24 protein-coding genes and 1 pseudogene are annotated in these 17,214 nt (G+C 37.0%); 21 read left to right on the plus strand and 4 right to left on the minus strand.

Annotated features, from left to right (window positions below; genetic code table 11):
- Nucleotides 1-511, plus strand: a 511-nt coding sequence (locus tag BFL01S_RS05700; protein ID WP_156474898.1) for a Ger(x)C family spore germination C-terminal domain-containing protein, incomplete at its 5' end; no start/stop codon positions are given.
- Nucleotides 512-625: 114 nt separating this feature from the next.
- Here the strand turns inward: BFL01S_RS05700 and BFL01S_RS21435 are convergent.
- Nucleotides 626-733, minus strand: a complete 108-nt coding sequence (locus BFL01S_RS21435) for a sunset domain-containing protein (protein WP_434801665.1) — start codon at nt 731-733, stop codon at nt 626-628.
- A 205-nt stretch (nt 734-938) separates the two neighbouring features.
- On the opposite strand from BFL01S_RS21435, the gene trhO reads away from it, so the two are divergent.
- From trhO to BFL01S_RS05765, 12 genes and pseudogenes are all read left to right on the plus strand, one after another.
- Nucleotides 939-1,904, plus strand: a complete 966-nt coding sequence (gene trhO / locus BFL01S_RS05705) for an oxygen-dependent tRNA uridine(34) hydroxylase TrhO (protein ID WP_025907951.1) — start codon at nt 939-941, stop codon at nt 1,902-1,904.
- 153 nt (nt 1,905-2,057) lie between these two features.
- Nucleotides 2,058-2,579, plus strand: coding sequence for a TcaA NTF2-like domain-containing protein (locus BFL01S_RS05710; protein ID WP_078989716.1), 522 nt, complete (start codon nt 2,058-2,060; stop codon nt 2,577-2,579).
- Nucleotides 2,580-2,773: 194 nt separating this feature from the next.
- Complete coding sequence (locus BFL01S_RS05715; RefSeq protein ID WP_025907949.1) at nt 2,774-3,310, plus strand: helix-turn-helix domain-containing protein; 537 nt, start codon at nt 2,774-2,776, stop codon at nt 3,308-3,310.
- Between the two features lies 1 nt (nt 3,311).
- The gene (locus BFL01S_RS05720) at nt 3,312-4,241 is read left to right on the plus strand and encodes an alpha/beta hydrolase (RefSeq protein WP_061785117.1); all 930 of its coding nucleotides are present in this window, start codon (nt 3,312-3,314) and stop codon (nt 4,239-4,241) included.
- Nucleotides 4,234-4,434, plus strand: a complete 201-nt coding sequence (locus BFL01S_RS05725; RefSeq protein WP_025907947.1) for a hypothetical protein — start codon at nt 4,234-4,236, stop codon at nt 4,432-4,434. The genes BFL01S_RS05720 and BFL01S_RS05725 overlap by 8 nt, the downstream gene beginning before the upstream one ends.
- Nucleotides 4,415-4,735, plus strand: coding sequence for a YbjQ family protein (locus BFL01S_RS05730; RefSeq protein ID WP_025907946.1), 321 nt, complete (start codon nt 4,415-4,417; stop codon nt 4,733-4,735). Before BFL01S_RS05725 ends, BFL01S_RS05730 begins: the two co-directional genes overlap by 20 nt.
- 142 nt (nt 4,736-4,877) lie before the next feature.
- Nucleotides 4,878-5,567 (plus strand): hypothetical protein, encoded by a 690-nt coding sequence (locus BFL01S_RS05735; RefSeq protein ID WP_025907945.1) that lies wholly within the window; start codon nt 4,878-4,880, stop codon nt 5,565-5,567.
- A 95-nt stretch (nt 5,568-5,662) separates the two neighbouring features.
- A pseudogene (locus tag BFL01S_RS05740) lies at nt 5,663-6,120 on the plus strand (GNAT family N-acetyltransferase).
- 235 nt (nt 6,121-6,355) lie between these two features.
- Complete coding sequence (locus tag BFL01S_RS05745) at nt 6,356-6,553, plus strand: hypothetical protein (RefSeq protein ID WP_061785118.1); 198 nt, start codon at nt 6,356-6,358, stop codon at nt 6,551-6,553.
- Between the two features lie 541 nt (nt 6,554-7,094).
- Nucleotides 7,095-7,655 (plus strand): 3D domain-containing protein, encoded by a 561-nt coding sequence (locus BFL01S_RS05750; RefSeq protein WP_025911279.1) that lies wholly within the window; start codon nt 7,095-7,097, stop codon nt 7,653-7,655.
- Nucleotides 7,656-7,850: 195 nt separating this feature from the next.
- On the plus strand, nt 7,851-8,108 hold the full coding sequence (locus BFL01S_RS05755) for a DUF1292 domain-containing protein (RefSeq protein ID WP_025911278.1): 258 nt from the start codon (nt 7,851-7,853) through the stop codon (nt 8,106-8,108).
- Nucleotides 8,109-8,405: 297 nt separating this feature from the next.
- Entirely contained in the window at nt 8,406-8,969 is a 564-nt protein-coding gene (locus BFL01S_RS05765; protein ID WP_061785120.1) for a phospholipase D-like domain-containing protein, read from the plus strand.
- Between the two features lie 62 nt (nt 8,970-9,031).
- Here the strand turns inward: BFL01S_RS05765 and BFL01S_RS05770 are convergent, their stop codons facing one another.
- Nucleotides 9,032-9,766: a MurR/RpiR family transcriptional regulator gene (locus BFL01S_RS05770; RefSeq protein ID WP_025911275.1), complete on the minus strand. Its 735-nt coding sequence runs from the start codon at nt 9,764-9,766 to the stop codon at nt 9,032-9,034.
- Between the two features lie 145 nt (nt 9,767-9,911).
- Between BFL01S_RS05770 and BFL01S_RS05775 the strand changes: the two genes are divergently transcribed.
- From BFL01S_RS05775 to BFL01S_RS20290, 5 genes are all read left to right on the plus strand, one after another.
- The gene (locus BFL01S_RS05775; protein WP_061785121.1) at nt 9,912-11,378 is read left to right on the plus strand and encodes a glycoside hydrolase family 1 protein; all 1,467 of its coding nucleotides are present in this window, start codon (nt 9,912-9,914) and stop codon (nt 11,376-11,378) included.
- Nucleotides 11,379-11,539: 161 nt separating this feature from the next.
- Complete coding sequence (locus BFL01S_RS05780) at nt 11,540-11,899, plus strand: rhodanese-like domain-containing protein (RefSeq protein ID WP_061785122.1); 360 nt, start codon at nt 11,540-11,542, stop codon at nt 11,897-11,899.
- Nucleotides 11,900-11,994: 95 nt separating this feature from the next.
- On the plus strand, nt 11,995-12,375 hold the full coding sequence (locus BFL01S_RS05785; RefSeq protein ID WP_035321257.1) for a YidH family protein: 381 nt from the start codon (nt 11,995-11,997) through the stop codon (nt 12,373-12,375).
- A 369-nt stretch (nt 12,376-12,744) separates the two neighbouring features.
- A complete protein-coding gene (locus tag BFL01S_RS05790; RefSeq protein WP_061785123.1) occupies nt 12,745-13,008 on the plus strand; it encodes a hypothetical protein in 264 nt (87 codons plus the stop codon).
- Between the two features lie 20 nt (nt 13,009-13,028).
- A complete protein-coding gene (locus BFL01S_RS20290; RefSeq protein WP_156474899.1) occupies nt 13,029-13,187 on the plus strand; it encodes a hypothetical protein in 159 nt (52 codons plus the stop codon).
- A 268-nt stretch (nt 13,188-13,455) separates the two neighbouring features.
- Here BFL01S_RS20290 and BFL01S_RS05795 read toward each other — a convergent pair whose 3' ends face one another.
- Together BFL01S_RS05795 and BFL01S_RS05800 are read right to left on the minus strand one after the other, a co-directional pair.
- Nucleotides 13,456-13,779 (minus strand): GNAT family N-acetyltransferase, encoded by a 324-nt coding sequence (locus BFL01S_RS05795; protein ID WP_061785124.1) that lies wholly within the window; start codon nt 13,777-13,779, stop codon nt 13,456-13,458.
- Nucleotides 13,780-13,789: 10 nt separating this feature from the next.
- Nucleotides 13,790-14,146 carry a YunG family protein gene (locus BFL01S_RS05800; RefSeq protein WP_061785125.1) on the minus strand — a complete coding sequence of 119 codons (357 nt, stop codon included), beginning with the start codon at nt 14,144-14,146 and terminating at the stop codon, nt 13,790-13,792.
- Nucleotides 14,147-14,529: 383 nt separating this feature from the next.
- Between BFL01S_RS05800 and BFL01S_RS05805 the strand changes: the two genes are divergently transcribed.
- The 3 genes from BFL01S_RS05805 (at nt 14,530) to BFL01S_RS05815 (ending at nt 17,138) form a co-directional block, all read left to right on the plus strand.
- Entirely contained in the window at nt 14,530-16,032 is a 1,503-nt protein-coding gene (locus BFL01S_RS05805) for a malate:quinone oxidoreductase (RefSeq protein WP_061785126.1), read from the plus strand.
- A 265-nt stretch (nt 16,033-16,297) separates the two neighbouring features.
- The gene (locus BFL01S_RS05810) at nt 16,298-16,561 is read left to right on the plus strand and encodes a hypothetical protein (RefSeq protein ID WP_025911268.1); all 264 of its coding nucleotides are present in this window, start codon (nt 16,298-16,300) and stop codon (nt 16,559-16,561) included.
- Nucleotides 16,562-16,889: 328 nt separating this feature from the next.
- A complete protein-coding gene (locus BFL01S_RS05815; RefSeq protein ID WP_061785127.1) occupies nt 16,890-17,138 on the plus strand; it encodes a hypothetical protein in 249 nt (82 codons plus the stop codon).
- Nucleotides 17,139-17,214 lie beyond the last annotated feature (76 nt).

Consider the following 17,214-nt stretch of genomic DNA (forward strand, 5'->3'; position numbering starts at 1 on the left):
AAGACATGATGGTGCTTTTTTCATAAGAAATAATCGCCTAGAAGGCTGGCTTTCTGAGACTGATTTAAACGGTCTAAGATGGATGGATGAAAAAACCGTTCGATCTCCTGTGTGGATTGTTGAGAATGATAGCGCTGTTGTTTCAGTAGTGGTAGAGAAACCTAAGATTACCATTACCCCTATTATGAATAGTAAACCAATACTTTTTAATATTACAGTTGAAGTGCAAGCCGGAATCAATGAGAAAATCAAGGAAATTAATGATAAAGAGTTGGTTACAAAAACTGAAGATATTATAAAGTTAGAAATTCTAAACTCCTTTGAAAAAGGAATAGAAATAAATTCAGATATCTACAGATTAGGGGAATCATTATATCGCCAAAACCCAAGTAAATGGAAAGAAGAAGTGAAAGCAGGCTCGTTTTACTTAAATAAACATAGTATAAAGCATTTAAAAGTTAAAGTTAATTTAGTTAACTCAGGAAAGTTGAAGTACCAAGACGGATATTAATGTTAAACTTATAATTTTAGGGTGTTTTAACACATTCAAACTAGGTGATCCCTTATTAAATGATGGGTGATATACAGAAAGGCTTGTATATCACCCATTACTTCCAATTACCAATTAGGGAAAGCTCACTACTAAATATAAAGGAGCTCGCATACAAAAAATGACTTCTGACTTAGTTCGTTCATACCGAGGTGAATCTGCTGTATGATAAATTTTTATGATACTGAGAAATTGGACTTTTTTCTATTATAATTTCCTTAACGTTGTAAATCTGCATTTTCCTGACGGTACCCCATTTTACAGATGTTCTTTTTTTTAGTATTATATATAAGGTTACAGATCGTAACGTAAATGTAAGATTTTCAATGTAAAACAACCTATATGCATTATATCTTGCAAATATGAACAGATAGGTGGAAACAAAAAAATGAGTACTAACAAACCTTATAGAGTTCTTCTCTATTACATGTATGTTCCAATTGAAAACGCAGAGGAATTTCGTGATGAGCAGTTTGCGCTATGCGAAGAGCTTGAACTAAAAGGAAGAATTTTAGTAGCTTCTGAAGGAATTAATGGAACAGTTTCAGGAACAGTAGAACAAACAAATCGCTACATGGAAGTAATGAAGCAAGACCCTCGCTTTAGCGAAATGGTCTTCAAAATAGATGAAGCCGATGAGCATGCGTTTAAAAAATTACGCGTTCGCCATCGCCCAGAGCTCGTAACATTACGTCTTGAAAACGACATAAACCCACTTGAAACAACAGGTAACTATTTAAGTCCAAAAGAGTTTTTCGAAGCAATGCAGCAGGAAGATACGGTTGTAATTGATGCGCGAAACGACTATGAGTTTGACTTAGGTCACTTCAGAGGTGCAGTACGCCCAGATATCCGTAATTTCCGCGAGCTGCCAAACTGGATTCGTGAAAACAAAGAAATGTTTGAAGATAAAAAAGTCTTAACATACTGCACGGGCGGTATCCGCTGCGAGAAGTTCTCAGGCTGGTTAAAAGAAGAAGGCTTTGAGGATGTAAGTCAGCTTCACGGCGGAATTGTAACATATGGTAAAGACCCAGAAGTGCAAGGTGAATTATGGGACGGGCAGTGCTACGTGTTTGATGAGCGTATCAGCGTTCCTGTAAACCAAAAAGAACACGTAATTGTTGGTAAAGACCACTTTGACGGACAGCCTTGTGAGCGATACGTAAACTGCGCAAATCCAGCGTGTAACCGTAAGATTTTAGCTTCTGAAGAAAACGAGCACAAATATTTACGCAGCTGCTCTCACGAGTGTCGCGTAAATCCTCGTAACCGCTATGTAAAAGAGCACGGTTTAACGGACGAGGAATTTGCACAGAGAGTAAAAGAAGTACAAGAACTAGCAACAACATAAAAAAACAGCATTCATTTAAGGCCCAAATCTCACACGATTTGGGCTTTTTTGGTTTGAATGAGTTACATACAAACCATTTATTTTTTTACAGGTAAAGCAGGAATGAAAGAGATATGAATGGAAAATAATGAAAAAGAAAGGAGTGTGGAAAGAATGAAGCATTTTATAGGTATCTTCACTCTAGCAGCTGTATTGACTGGATGCCAAGATCAGGCAGACGAGAAAAAGCAAGTTCCACCCACAAATCCCAAGGAAGAAGTTGAAGAAACGGTGACTACGCCGAAACCATCACAACCGATTAAGCAGCCTCCAGTTCAAGCAGTGGATGAAAATATCCACTTGTATATTAAGAAATATGCAGAGGCTTATGCAAAAGCCGTTACAGCGGGGTCAATTAAAGAAATCAGTCCGTTTTTGAAAAAAGGTAGTGTTCTATACAACGCGGAGCTTGCAAAAATCAATGAGCTAAACTCAAAGAAGATCTCGTATAAACTTTTGAACGTGAAGCTAATGGGCCTTCAAAAAACGGATGATGGGTACGTCATTAAAGTAGAAGAGTCCTTTGAACAAGCGGAACCTGGGAAAGGTTCACAAACAGTAATGTTTAACAAATCGTATACTACAAGCTACAAAGATGGTAAATTGATGATTGTAGATATAAAAGAGGAAGCGTAAACCAGTTAGCTAATCGTGCAACTGGTTTCTTTTTAGAGTATATTTATAAATAAAACTATGTTCTAAATAATCATTATAAAGAAAAACAGCGGATTAACGAATTAAAATGTTATCAAAAATGATAATAATAAATTGATTTCTATCATAGGTGTGCTATTATTATCATATATGATAATAATGAAAGGAAGGTCTTGATGAGTTCATCAAAAGCAGACGCAATCTTACATCCAATCCGAATGCGGATTATACAGGAGTTAGCAAGCAAACCTTGTACAGTACAAGAGCTACTTCAGTGCCTTCAAGATGTTCCTCAAGCAACGTTGTATCGCCACTTAAATACGCTAAAAAAAGCGGAAGTTATTGAGGCAATTAAAGCACAAAAGATTAGGGGAACGGTTGAAAAAACGTACGCGTTAGCACAGGCTAGTGCTATTTTATCAGGAGAAGAAGTTCAACATTTATCTAAAACAGAACACTTGCAGCATTTTATGAACTTTTACACGATGCTCGCCAAAGAGTTTGAAGCATATCTAGAGGGAGACGTTAATTTTGAGAAAGATGGATTTGGGTACCACCAGCTTCCCCTTCATTTAAGTGAGAGTGAGCAGCAGGCGTTTTTAGAAGACTATAAAAAGCTGATAGATAAATATCAGCTTAAGCCACGAGAAGATCGCCGTATGCGTACGATGGCCGTCTCATTTATTCCAGAACGTCAAAGAGGAGAGAACTAAGATGCGGGAAAAAGAACTTCAGCTTACAGCTGTTAAGGCCATGCTAACAATTCCTGATGAGAAATCAGGTAAGAAGCCGGCTGTATTAATAATTAGCGGGAGTGGTCCAGTAGATTATAACGGAAACACCAAAAAGTTTGCGAGCAACGTTTATCGTGATTTAGCAGCGGTCTTTACAGAAATGGGATATGTCACACTTCGTTATGACAAGCGAAATCTCGACGCGTTTTACAAAACGACGTTAACAGACCTCATTCAAGATGCAAAAGAAGCTTTTCACGCTTTGCAAAATCAGCTTGAAGTAGATGATAAGCAACTATTTATTGCGGGACATAGCGAAGGAGCAATGATTGCTACAATTATTGCGGAAGAACTTCATGCTATAGGCTTAATTTTGCTAGCTGGTGCAGGACAAAACCTTATCGAAGCAACTGAGTATCAGCGAGAACGAGCTTATAAAGAAATCTCGGCTCAAGGTGGGTTTAAAGGTTGGTTATTCCAAAAGCTAAAGGTTATTGAAAAAGATCGACAAAAAGCTGATAATCTTTTCAAGCGTTTTAAAGAAGCAAAAGAAGACGTTGTGCGCGTGCAGCTTGTTCGTATGAATGCAGCATGGTGGAGAGAGCATATGATGGTAAATATGCATCACTATTATGAAAAATTATCGATACCCATTTTAGCTATAACGGGATCAAAGGATGTGCAGGCAGATCCTAACGCACTTCAAGTTCTAAAACCGTATCCTACAATTGAAACAGTAATCATTAAAGATATGAATCACGTATTAAAAATACAAACAGAAGAGCCTTCCATGATGAAGCTGCTGAAGCAATATAAGCAGACGTTTTCACAGCCGATTGCACCAGAGCTATGTGACGTAATGGGAAGCTGGCTTACGAAACAAATACAAGGAAGGAAGTCTCATGAATAAACTGATTTTAATTATATTTACTATTGCTGTTATTGCACAGCTGACGGGGATTGTTCTTTTATTTATAAATGCCAAGCTCGCCCTTCAGGTTTTTCTCTACTATGTGGCGGCAATTATTCTATTAGTTCCTTTATTAATCATAAAAAAACGGAAAACAAAAGAGGAGGATCCAAATGATTATCGTGACTACTGATAATGTATCAAACTATCAAGTAACAGAAACAATTGGGTATGTAAAAGGAAGCACGGTGCAGTCTAAAAACATCGGTCGTGATATTTTAGCAGGCTTAAAGAATATTGTAGGAGGAGAAATTAAAGAATATACGGAAATGATGGATGATGCTCGAAAAATCGCAGTTGCGCGCATGGTTAGAGATGCTGAAGAAAAGGGAGCAAATGCCATTGTCGGCTTCCGTTTAGTCAGTTCAGCTATTGCCAGTAACGCTTCTGAAATTGTGGCGTACGGAACGGGTGTGAAGGTAGTTAACAGTTAAGAATAGCCCCCCTCTTAACACGCTTATGAAAATATATCTATGCTAAAAGTTTTAATTCTATTGTAAAAATATATTTACATAGAAATATTTACAAAGTATAATCGTTCACTGTAAAAAGTTTATGTAGGGGGCAATATACGTAATGAGTAAGTTTTTTAAAGTACTAACATCAAGTTTAGTTGTAGGAGTGTTACTGGCTGGTTGTGGTAGCAACTCTGATAGTTCTAATGGTGCAGAAGAAACAAAAGAAGAGCCAAAAGCAGCGGAACAAAAACCATTAAAGAATGATGTTCCAAAACCAGAGAAAGATGAAAGTGGAAATTACATACTGAACGTTCCTGGTCAAAAGGTAAAAGATGATGGTGCTACGGCAGAACTCTTAAAAATAAAAGAAGTAAATGAAACAGTCGATATTTCACCATTAAAAGTGACAATTGAAGATATTAAAGTAATTAAATTAACAGATCTAGACGAAGAGTTTGCTGAAGGTCTAGAGTGGATGGCTGACACAAAAATTAACCCAGAGGAAACTTCTTATGTTCAGGTTAATTACACTGCAGAAAACACATCTGACAGCAATATTGAATGGTACGATATTATGAATGTTGTTACCGATAAGGGTGAACAAATCGACGGACAACTTAAAGATTTTATTTCTGATGACGGAGATTCAGATTCACAATTCATTGGTAAAGTTAAAAAAGAATATACAGATGGTTTTGTTGTAAAAAATGAAGATATCAACTCTGTTAAGCTAGTTTTTGGTTATACTGAAGACGAAGACTATAACGAAATTACACCTGAACAAACGGTTGAATACACGTTTGAATAAGAAAAACTGCCGAAGGGAATTCCTATCGGCAGTTTTTTATACTTTTATCTTAAAATGAAAGGGAGAAACAAGAAGTGAAATATGTAATTGAAAAAATGACAGTGAACGATATTCACTCTGTACAACAAGTAGCCACAGATAGTTGGAATCATACATATAAAGGCATTATCCCTTTGGACGTACAAAACAATTTCTTACGAGCTGCATACAGTACAGAAATGTTAAAAAAACGGATGGAAGAGTCGGAGTTGTGGGTAGCCCTCGTAGAAACTAAAGTAGTGGGCTTTGCAAACTTTACACCAGTTAATGAAAAATAGGAAAGTGAGCTGCTAGCGATTTACTTACTGCCAGATTATCAAAGAAAAGGAATTGGTACAGCACTTTTTGCAAAAGGAAGCCGTCATGTCAAAAAAGTGATTGTCCATGTTGAGCGCGAAAACCAAAGTGGCATGTCCTTTATCGTACACAAGGGTTTACAGTTACAGATGATTTTGATGAGGATTTTGACGGGCATCTCCTACAAACCGTTCAAATGACTCTTCAAATAAAGTAAAAGAATCAGTGAGTTAATACTGATTCTTTTTACGAACTCATTTTTATTAAACTATGTTCTAAATAAACAACAATATTAAAAACCTCAGTACTTAAAACCTTTTCACAATATCATAATTTATTCATAATAACTACCCTTTTCATAAAAATAAAAATGCCTTTCTTTCTTAAAACGAGGTTGCTTTTCTTTTATAGAAAGCTTACACTAGTAAAGCATATTAAAAGGATGGTGTTTTATGAAAAATAGAGATAATGTGATTCCTTTTACTCCTAAGAAAAACCCTTCGCATTATTCCCCAGCTTCCGTTAAGTTAGATAAGAAGTTAGTGGAGTTTCTCGAAATCATGGACTTTGATGATCGTAATGATTTTTTAAACGAAATGATTGATTCATTCTTTCAATATGTAAAGAGTGAAGAAGACGAAGTGCAATAAACGATAGGAAAACATCTTAACCAAACAGATGTTTTTTTGTTTGGTTTTATTTGTCTCCCCGACAAATGAGTTTTACTAGTATCTTCTTAGTAAAAGGCACAGGATATACGAATATATAGATGAATACATTCATTTTCACACATAATCTTCTCAACATATTTTCTTATTCCTAAAGTAAAAAAAGTGAGCTCAATGCTCACTTTTTTTGTTTGGACATTATAATAGAAAGAACTGAACAAACCAAAGCTTATACGCAATCATCAGAGTGCTCAGCATAATACCTGAAAACGCAGCAACTTTGTTTACTTTTCCTAATAATCCTACAAGTCCTAATAAAACGGGGACTATTTGATTAAAAACGATATCATAATGTAATAAAAAAACTTTAAAATAAATTCTTAAGAGTCAATTTGACTAATTTATATGACATAAAAGACACCATTTAGACAAGTTGTAACAAAACTAATAACCCTTTGAAATAATTCTGTAATAAAACTATAGTATTCTTTATTTACCGAATTGGAAAAAGGGGAAAATTTTGATGAAAAAACTAATTATTACGTCAAGCTTAGTTCTATTATCATTGTTTGGAACAGCGACTGCAACATCTGCGGCGTCAACTACATATAAAGTAAAAAGTGGAGATACATTATATAAAATTGCTTCTGTACATAAAGTGTCGGTAAAAGACATCCAGTCATGGAATAACTTAAAATCAGCAACAATTCGTCCGAATCAAGTGTTAAAAGTAGCCAAGCCACAAGCGGCTAAAACGTCAGCTAAGCCAGCAGCAAAAGCGCCTGCTCCTGCTGCAAAAAAAGAATTTACGGTGACGGCTACAGCTTATACAGGAAGCTGCAAAGGATGCAGTGGTATTACCGCAACGGGCATCAATTTAAAGAAAAACCCTAACTTAAAAGTCATTTCTGTTGACCCAAAAGTAATCAAACTAGGTTCTAAAGTATGGGTAGAAGGCTACGGTACTGCAATTGCGGGTGATAAAGGTAGCGCAATTCGTGGCAACAAAATCGATGTATTTATTCCAAATCAAAAAGAAGCATTAAAATGGGGACGTAAAACGGTTAAAGTTCGCATTCTATAGTCTTTAAATCATTAGCTAAATGGTGTTCTGCTATGGTATACTAAAGTCACCATTTGCTTTATTGATTAATCTTTGTTTCTCATGGCCTACTTATTCCAAATAAGTAGGCTTTTTTGTGTTTTCTCTTTGAATGAAACAATGGATACAGGGTATACAAACAGTAAGGTCAAAATATTTTTAAAGGAGAGAATACGAATGGAAACAGTGAATACAGGTGAGATTTTTACCATTGTGGATGAAAATGAACAAGAACAGGATGTTGAAGTTTTAGGAAAGTTAACCGTAGACGGAGAAGAGTATGTTGCTGTTGCGTTTGTTGAAGAGCTATTGATTGAATCAGAAGAAGATATTGACGTCTTTTTCTTTCACATTGAACCAAACGGCGAATGGGCTAGCATTGAAGACGATGAAGAATTTGAACGCATTTCTACTTTATTTGAAAATACGCATTAAATCAACTACGGCAGTCGCCGTGGTTTTTGCTCCCTTATATTCCCGCTTATAAAACCACACTCACTTTCAAATTCTATACGTATCTACACGATATAAGAGGTAGGGCATGTTTAAGAAATTAATGGTTATTTTACTTTTGATTACCTGTTTTTTTCTGCTTTTTCAATGGGATGTAAAACAAGGATATAAAAAGTACACGAAGGCTCACCCATACAGGGAAACTACAGCGTATACCGGAAAGCTAACGATGTTTCCTTTCCAGAAGGAAGCAAGCTATATACATCATTATTAACAGACATGAAACAAGCGGAAAGCTATATTTACCTTCAGTTTTTTATCTTTCGAGATGATCCAATTAGCATGAAGTTCATTGAATTACTAAAAGAAAAAGCCAAACATGGCGTGGACGTCAAATTTTCGGTGGATCGCTTTGGTGGGAAAGACATTTCATCATCATTAATTAAAGAGATGGAAGAGAGTGGCATTGAGTTTGCATTTAGTCGACCTTTGCAATTTCCTCACCTTTTTTATAGTTTAAATCACCGAAATCATCGAAAGCTCGTTGCAATTGACGGCCATACGTCTTATATTGGCGGATTTAATATTGGAGAAGAGTATTTAGGCAACAACGAAAAGTTAGGATATTGGCGTGATTATCACCTTCGAATTCAAGGGAACGGTACGTATGAAATCGAAAAGCAGTTTTTAAAAGATTGGGGAGAAGATACGGGCGCTACTAAAAACCCCCATTCTTTAAACAAAACGGCGTCTTCGAACAATCAATCAGCCTATCAGCTTGTTTTCGCAACTGGAGAAACGCTCGAAAATCAAGTGTTAGATATTGATGACATTCCTATCTAGGAAAAGTTATTAGTAAATACGCCTGAATGGATTTACTATTATTTTTAACAAGCCGACGCATATTACGTCAGCTTGTATACTTCTCTGGCCGTTGCTTCAAGTATGTACATGACAGGAAGCTGAGTAGTGATGTTAAGTGGAAGATTCGCGATTTCTCTACGCTCTTCCGTTGCGTAGTATGGAATGACAATATGCGATAGGTGCGCTAAGGTAGAGGATTTTGTGTTGGTAATGCTGATAATCTTGCTTCCTTCTTCCTTTAACCGCGTGACTTGATCCACCGTTTGCGGGGATTCTCCTGACACGGAGAGCGCAATGGTAATACTATTATCAAGTTGCTGAGCGTTAATGGGAAAGTAGGGGTCATTAATCGCAATTGAAAACTTTCCTAAGCTTGAAAAATAACGTGCTCCGTACTGCGCTAATATACCTGAACTTCCAAAGCCAACGAAGAGAACATGATTAGCTCTTACGACCTCATGGGCTGCTTCGGTAATAACTTCATCAAGATTTCCCTTTAATGTACGCTCCATAAATTCATACGCGAACTCTTTCATTCCTTTTACACTTTCTTCGCTTTCGCTTTCTAAATACAGCTTTAGCTTTACTTTAAATTCACTAAATCCGTCACAGCCTACTTTTCTACAAAAACGTAAAATTGTTGAGGTAGATACATGAGTGGCGGTTGCCAAGTCTCGAATACGCATATAGATGACCTGTTCACCGTTGTTTAAAATATAATTGTAGATGTTATAATCTAAGTCATTAAACGTTGAAATAACTTCACTTGAAAACATAATTAATCTCCCTGTGTAACAGTATGTTTTTATTGTGTAACAAGTTTCATTATGAGAGACACGTGTCTAAATTGCAAAGAAACCTATTCTTTCACAGCAAAAATATATACAATTACACTACATTATAAAAGGATGGTGCTTAGATATGGCAAACGTAACATTAAAGTTCCCAGACAATTTCTTATGGGGAGGAGCAACGGCAGCGAATCAAATTGAAGGTGCATTTGATGAAGGTGGAAAAGGGTTATCTGTTGACGATGTGATTGAACGAATTAAGCCTGAAGACCGCAAGAAACTCCACCTGCCGTTCCCGACATCAAAAGAAGTTAAAGACGCATTAGCAGACGAAGAAAATCGCCATTTCCCTAAGCGATATGGCATTGACTTTTACCATCGATACAAAGAGGATATTGCGTTATTTAAAGAATTAGGTTTCAAAACGTTTCGCATTTCCATTGCGTGGACGCGTATTTTTCCAAACGGTGTGGAGGAAGAGCCTAACGAAGCTGGACTAGCTTATTACGATGACTTATTAGATGAATTAAGAAAAAATGGTATTGAACCGATTGTAACGCTGTCTCATTATGAAATGCCTCTACACTTATCTCTTGAATACGGAGGCTGGAAAAATCGCGTGGTAGTTGACCATTTTACACGCTATGCTAGAACTGTATTAGAACGATATAAAGGTAAGGTGAAGTATTGGATTACGTTTAATGAAATTAACTCCATTTTAATGAGCCCTTTCATTAGCGGAGGCATGCTGCGAGACAAGGTTGAAGAAGGAAAGCTGTTAGAAGCAACGTTCCAAGCAGCACACCACCAGCTTGTAGCAAGTGCAAAAGCGGTAGAAGCATGCCATGAAATAAATCCAGAGGCTCAAATTGGCTGCATGGTACTCGGGATGATTAATTACCCAGACAGTCCGCACCCAGAAGACGTACACGCAGCGCTAACTGATCAGCGCAAGACGTTTTTCTTCACTGATGTTCAAGCGCGCGGTCATTATCCAGCATACATGAACCGTTTCTTCAAAGAACATGATATCGAGCTTGATATCCATCCGGAAGACGAACATACTTTAAAGAACAATCTTGTAGACTTTGTTTCGCTTAGTTACTATATGTCAACGGTGTCAGCAAGACCAGAAACAGCTGGTGAACAAGCGGTAGGCAATATTTTAACTAATTTAAAAAATCCGTACCTAGAAGCATCAGATTGGGGATGGCAGATTGATCCTGTTGGCTTGCGCACCCTGCTCAATATATTTTATGAGCGCTATGAAAAGCCGTTGTTTATTGTGGAGAACGGACTTGGTGCATTTGATAAAGTCGAAGAAGACGGCAGTATTCATGATGACTATCGCATCGATTACTTGAAAAAACATATTGAACAAATGAAAGAAGCTATTGCTGATGGGGTAGAGCTCATTGGCTACACGGCTTGGGGGCCAATTGACTTAGTCAGCTTTTCCACGTCCGAAATGTCAAAGCGCTACGGATTCATTTATGTGGACCTTGACGACGAAGGAAACGGTACGCTAAATCGTTCGAAAAAAGATAGCTTTTATTGGTATCAGCGCGTGATTGGAAGTAATGGAGAAGAGCTTTAAGTAGGAAAGAGGCTGGGTCAGTCCCAGCCTCTTTTAATTTAATTCGTTTTTGGCGTTCCGTGAATATAACCTGGAGCTGGCTTAAGAATAGGGGCTTGTCCAGTTGCTTTTGGTTCTTCAATATATGAAAACTCTTCTTGTCCATCAAAGGAGACTGAAAAATGGATTATGTATTTTATATAGTCGTAGCACTGTTTACTTTTTTCATGGTGAAGCAATTCTTTCCCACAAAAGGAATTAGAGAAATTTCAACAGCAACCTTAAAACAAGAACTAAACGATCGCAATAAACAATATATTGATGTTCGTACACCGGGAGAGTTTCGAGGGAATAAAATTCGAGGATTTACGAATATTCCTCTTCAACAGCTTGACCAAAATACAAGCAGCTTATTAAAAGACAAAGAAGTTATTGTTATTTGTCAAAGCGGGATGAGAAGTAAAGCAGCATGCAAGCTTCTTAAAAAGAAAGGCTTCAATCACATTACAAATGTTAAAGGCGGAATGAATGCTTGGAATTAATATGAATCAGGAAATAGAAAACGATAAAATGAATTTAATAAACAAGCCCAAGAAAAACTAAAGCTACTAGGATAATCAAACGGAGGAGGGATGAGATGAGTAATCAAGATATAAAAGCTAAAGAAACAACGAAAGATTCAAAGTATATTCAGCAGCATCTCGCGAATGAACGAACGTTTCTAGCTTGGCTTCGAACGGCTATTTCAATTATTGGTGTGGGTTTTTTAGTAACAAATCTACACTTTACAATGCGAGCTACACTATCTCCGCTTGGTGATCAACTTGCAACAATCATTGGCATTTTATCTGTAGGAGTAGGAATTGTTACGATTATTGTTTCAGCTGTGGCATATGTGAGAAAGATTGAAGCCATTAACAGTCAAACATTCCGCCCAGCCGTCATCAGCATGGTACTTCTCGGTGTATTTGTCATTATTATTTCGCTTATTTTTGGCACTTATTTCTTTATCATTTAAGAGCTTTCACAGCGTAGTATGATTAACTGTTCAAGGGCAATCATCCGATCAGCTTCAGCAGTTTATATGGGGTGTTATCATTGGTTTGCCTGCGACTATCGTCATGCTTGCTGGTGTCTTCATCGCATTGAAACATCACCTTCCGCTTATAGCTGCTATAGCAATAGGTATCATGTGCTGGCTAGTATGTTTAAGTTTACAAAAAGGAATTGAACTACTTATCACAGTAAGACGATATGGTTCAATCGAATCATACTGCGCATGAGAAACTTATGCTAAGATTGTAAAATACTAAATGATAAGCCATTATATAGAAAAAATGGATAGTAGAAGTGGAAAAGCAAATGATTGTGAGGTGACAGCACCATAATGAAAGCTCTTTATAATAGTTTTGCAAATTTGTTTTTTCTCTTAGGTGGATGCTTTTTAATAAGCCCGCTGTTATTATATCGCTTTATTCACAGTGATTATGACCGGTATATCTGGGTTATTAATGGTCCTTATCCGTTTAGTCATTTAGGAAGCGGCCCCTTTCAAATACTGGCAGGAGTTTTATTTCTTAGCATAGCGGTTCTTTTTCTAGTTACGGGTTTATTATTTCGAATCAGCGCAAAAAACGTTGAGTTAGACTGACGAAAAGCGGAGGAGAAAAGATGAAAGATATTATTGCAGAATTAGAGAGAATGAAAAAAGATATTTCGGAGCGTTTCGATAGTTTAAAAACAAATATCGAGCAGGATTTAGGTGGAATTGATAAACAGATTGAGTCATTGGAAAAGTTGCGAACATCACCTAAAAAGCAAAGCGAATAACATATACATAATCAGTAAGCGAGTATTACCAAAAAGGACGATAATGTTTATCTTCCTTTTTGGTTTGTTAACACGTAGTAAAAAAGAAACACGGATGCTAGCCTGTGAGAAGATGAAGAACGTTATTCCTCATCTTCAAAAACAATCATCACTCCAACAATCTCTTTTAATCAATTATATTTTACTTTTACCTCATACATTCCGTCACCATAACCAGATTTCGAGATTGCGCCGTTTGAAACTACCACCCCTTGCTCATTTGAAATGTCTACATCCATCTAAATAATTTAACAGACGGATCAAATAAGCTAATCGCGTAGCGGGCACGGTTGTCGTGTTCATTTATCACAAGTCTGGCTTGACCAACGAAGCGGCCGTTATATTCTACGCACCATTCAAGTTTGTTTTTACGAATAGCTTCGACAAATTTTAATGCACGCTCTCTTGTTTTGGGCTGAATATCTGAAGGGGTACCGCCATACATACGGACGAGCTCTGGATGTGTTTCTATTTGAAGATAATCATCAACGTCACGATCAATGGGTTGACGAAGTATTACTTTTTCACCTTGGATAATAGGAACATCATTCACTTACTTCACCTCATTTATGTAGAAGGTTTATTTTAACCTGTTCTTTCAAGTAGACATACTGTTGGGCATTTGTATCTTGAAAAGCTTCACTGCGACTTGAAGGAATATGCTGATACGATATAGGTTGATTAAACTGCGAAGCGGTTAGGTCGTAGTATTCATCATTAATCCGATTGTAGAAGTGCCAACCTTCAGCAGCGGGTGTTTTTACAATATCTCCTCCAAACAAGTCGTGGATTACTAAAGATGTGACCCCACACTGACCTTTGGCTGGATTTTCTTTCGTCCATTTTGAGCTAGAGTGGAGCGACCATGCCCTTGTGAATACGCTAAATAGGGAGGCGATATCAATATTTAATTCATTCATACAAAACCTCTGTTGTTAATATTTTCTATATTATACCTGATTATGTAGGATATTGCTAGATAAAGACAAAATCTAGTGAATAAAATGAACAAAATGCACATAAAAGACGTTTTACTTATTAAAATGTTTGGAAAAAGATGCTACAGTTGTAGTATGATATTATTATCAACACTCTATTTAAAAGTGATTTCGGTGTTTTAGATGCGAAATTTTTTTACTTTTTCATCACTTTTGAATAGTTTCTAATCATCATACAATTAGACTGTGATATAGTTATAGTAGTGACGAAAAAGATAGGTTCCTACATCGCATCTCGGTTTAGCTAATTAAGAAGGGGAACATCTACATCTTTTTTGAAAATTTAGGGGATGGGGAAGGTTATCATGAGCAACGTACAGACAAAAACAGACGTTATCTTAATAGGCGCCGGCATTATGAGCGCGACTTTAGGGTCGTTACTCAAAGAGCTGGCACCTGAGTGGAAAATTAAAGTATTTGAGTCACTGACAGACGCGGGAGAAGAAAGTTCAAACGAATGGAATAATGCAGGAACGGGGCACTCTGCATTATGTGAGCTTAACTACACATCTGAAAAAGCAGATGGATCTATCGATATTACAAAGGCAGTAAATATTAATGAACAGTTTCAGCTATCAAGGCAGTTCTGGTCTTATCTCGTAAATAGTAACTTAATTGGTAATCCTAAAGACTTTATCATGCCGATTCCACATATGAGCCTAGTACAAGGTGACCAAAATGTTTCCTTTCTGAAGAAACGTTTTGAAGCGCTTTCAAAGAATCCGCTATTTAAAGGAATGGAATTTTCAGATGACCCAAACAAGTTAAAAGATTGGGTGCCACTTATTATGAATGGTCGTAAGGTAACTGAACCAATCGCGGCAACTAAAATTGATGAGGGGACAGACGTCAATTTTGGTTCTTTAACGCGCATGCTATTTGATCATTTGAAAACAAAAAACGTAGAGCTTAACTATCGACATAGCGTAAAAAACATTAAACGTACAAGCGATGGACTTTGGGAGCTTAAAGTTCAAAACTTAAATACGGGTTTAACTGAATACCATCAAGCTAAGTTCGTCTTTATTGGAGCTGGTGGAGGGAGCTTACCGCTTTTACAAAAAACAGGTATTCCTGAGTCAAAGCGTATCGGTGGATTCCCAGTAAGTGGACTCTTCATGGTCTGTAACAACCCGGAGGTTATCGAGCAGCATCATGGAAAAGTGTATGGAAAAGCAAAAGTGGGTGCACCACCGATGTCAGTACCTCACTTAGACACGCGTTATATTGGAAACAAAAAAGCGCTGCTGTTTGGACCATTTGCCGGGTTCTCACCAAAATTCTTAAAAACAGGTTCGAATTTAGATCTTATTGGCTCAGTGAAGCCAAACAATATCTTAACAATGCTTGCTGCTGGGGTTAAAGAAATGGCCCTTACAAAATACTTAATTCAACAGGTTATGTTGTCTAATGAAAAGCGTGTGGAAGAGCTTCGTGAATTTATTCCAGATGCAAAAGGAGAAGACTGGGATATTGTTGTAGCTGGTCAGCGCGTACAGGTTATTAAAGACACGGAAGCTGGCGGAAGAGGAACGCTTCAATTTGGTACAGAAGTTGTAAGCTCTTCAGACGGAACGGTAGCTGCGCTTCTAGGTGCATCACCTGGAGCTTCAACCGCTGTTCACGTCATGCTTGAAGTATTAGAAAAATGCTTCCCAGATCAAATGAACGCTTGGGAGCCAAAAATTAAAGAAATGATTCCATCATACGGCATGTCGCTTTCTGACAATCCGGCGTTTTTCGAGAAGATTTATGCTTCAACTTCGCATACGCTTGGCTTGAGTGAGAAGGAATCGGTTTATAATTGAGAGAATACTATAGTTAGAAAAGAACCCATTACCTTGTTCAGGTGATGGGTTTTTCATAAAGAAAGGCCGAAAAACTTTCTTTTATACATATTTCTGTTATATCATTTCGTGATTATTTATTGAGATAATAAGACTTTTGGTTTATAATGGAATTAACCATTAAAAGATTGAATTTTCTGAAATATATTTCGGTTCCAAAAACGAAATTTTCAATCTCAACGATGAAAAACTGAAAACACACTAAAAATTTTGAGGAGGGGCTTTTATGGAATGGAAGTATTGGAAAGTCGTATTACGCTATGGTCATGTAGGAAAACGAAAAGATGTGACGGTTGCACGCTATCTCGTAACGCCTTCTCATTATAATTTAGTCATGGTGATGGACATTGGAAAAGAAATGCCTGGCGTAAAAAGTGAGGGAGTTGTTCGATTAACGGAAGTCGGGTTAGAAGAGTACCTGGCTGGCAAGAGAGCAGAAACGGAAAACTTTTACTTACAGCAGCTTTTTAATTACGAGCTGAGAGCATAGAAAAACTTTCATTAAGAAGCACCACTTAATTTATTTCTTCTACTACCTTCATCTTCTACCATGCAAGCTGAGCTGTTAACTGTTCCACAACTAGCCTTCAACGAAAACAGTATTCATTGTGTTCCAACATAGAAACAAGAATAGCTGAAAGATATAAATAGCTAGCGGTTCTTTTTCGGATGTAAGTAGATTCAAGTGTTGATCCGCCTAACCATTAAACTCTCGGTAAGACCTAAGACGTAGTTGAAATTGATTCTCCAGCAGCTGTTTGAACATTTAATGCTTCTCTATACTTAAGTACATACAAAAAATAGTTGGAGAAGAGAGTATGACTGAAACCATAATAAACCTTGTAGAAGAGTGGGGAATCTGGGGTGTCCTTCTTTCCTTGTTTATTGAAGGGAGTGCATTCCCCTTTATTGGAACATTTTTTATCGTAACGGTAGGCTTTATTTTAGATTTGTCTTGGTTTGGAATCGGTGGGATTTCTCTATTAGGAAGCTTCTTATATGCTGTAGGTAGTTATCTTCCTTATAGAACAACATGCATTTATTTTCAATGTCTAAAAAGGTTTTAAAATAGCTTAAAAACCTCCTGTTGCTGGTTAGAGCTAATTCTTTAGTGAATCAGTTTTGTTTAGAGATGAAAATGAC

The sequence above is a fragment of the Priestia flexa NBRC 15715 genome, assembly GCF_001591565.1.
Lineage (GTDB): Bacteria > Bacillota > Bacilli > Bacillales > Bacillaceae_H > Priestia > Priestia flexa.

Bases quoted from the DNA above. Each gene is read 5' to 3' on its own strand.
- BFL01S_RS05810 (WP_025911268.1), top strand. From the start codon at position 16,298: ATGGAATGGAAGTATTGGAAAGTCGTATTACGCTATGGTCATGTAGGA.
- BFL01S_RS05715 (WP_025907949.1), top strand. From the start codon at position 2,774: ATGAGTTCATCAAAAGCAGACGCAATCTTACATCCAATCCGAATGCGG.
- BFL01S_RS05775 (WP_061785121.1), top strand. From the start codon at position 9,912: ATGGCAAACGTAACATTAAAGTTCCCAGACAATTTCTTATGGGGAGGA.
- BFL01S_RS20290 (WP_156474899.1), top strand. From the start codon at position 13,029: ATGAAAGATATTATTGCAGAATTAGAGAGAATGAAAAAAGATATTTCG.
- BFL01S_RS05785 (WP_035321257.1), top strand. From the start codon at position 11,995: ATGAGTAATCAAGATATAAAAGCTAAAGAAACAACGAAAGATTCAAAG.
- BFL01S_RS05735 (WP_025907945.1), top strand. From the start codon at position 4,878: ATGAGTAAGTTTTTTAAAGTACTAACATCAAGTTTAGTTGTAGGAGTG.
- trhO (WP_025907951.1), top strand. From the start codon at position 939: ATGAGTACTAACAAACCTTATAGAGTTCTTCTCTATTACATGTATGTT.
- BFL01S_RS05725 (WP_025907947.1), top strand. From the start codon at position 4,234: ATGAATAAACTGATTTTAATTATATTTACTATTGCTGTTATTGCACAG.
- BFL01S_RS05730 (WP_025907946.1), top strand. From the start codon at position 4,415: ATGATTATCGTGACTACTGATAATGTATCAAACTATCAAGTAACAGAA.
- BFL01S_RS05720 (WP_061785117.1), top strand. From the start codon at position 3,312: ATGCGGGAAAAAGAACTTCAGCTTACAGCTGTTAAGGCCATGCTAACA.
- BFL01S_RS05745 (WP_061785118.1), top strand. From the start codon at position 6,356: ATGAAAAATAGAGATAATGTGATTCCTTTTACTCCTAAGAAAAACCCT.
- BFL01S_RS05780 (WP_061785122.1), top strand. From the start codon at position 11,540: ATGGATTATGTATTTTATATAGTCGTAGCACTGTTTACTTTTTTCATG.
- BFL01S_RS05805 (WP_061785126.1), top strand. From the start codon at position 14,530: ATGAGCAACGTACAGACAAAAACAGACGTTATCTTAATAGGCGCCGGC.
- BFL01S_RS05800 (WP_061785125.1), bottom strand. From the start codon at position 14,146: ATGAATGAATTAAATATTGATATCGCCTCCCTATTTAGCGTATTCACA.
- BFL01S_RS05815 (WP_061785127.1), top strand. From the start codon at position 16,890: ATGACTGAAACCATAATAAACCTTGTAGAAGAGTGGGGAATCTGGGGT.
- BFL01S_RS05770 (WP_025911275.1), bottom strand. From the start codon at position 9,766: ATGTTTTCAAGTGAAGTTATTTCAACGTTTAATGACTTAGATTATAAC.
- BFL01S_RS05750 (WP_025911279.1), top strand. From the start codon at position 7,095: ATGAAAAAACTAATTATTACGTCAAGCTTAGTTCTATTATCATTGTTT.
- BFL01S_RS05790 (WP_061785123.1), top strand. From the start codon at position 12,745: ATGAAAGCTCTTTATAATAGTTTTGCAAATTTGTTTTTTCTCTTAGGT.
- BFL01S_RS05710 (WP_078989716.1), top strand. From the start codon at position 2,058: ATGAAGCATTTTATAGGTATCTTCACTCTAGCAGCTGTATTGACTGGA.
- BFL01S_RS05765 (WP_061785120.1), top strand. From the start codon at position 8,406: ATGAAACAAGCGGAAAGCTATATTTACCTTCAGTTTTTTATCTTTCGA.
- BFL01S_RS05755 (WP_025911278.1), top strand. From the start codon at position 7,851: ATGGAAACAGTGAATACAGGTGAGATTTTTACCATTGTGGATGAAAAT.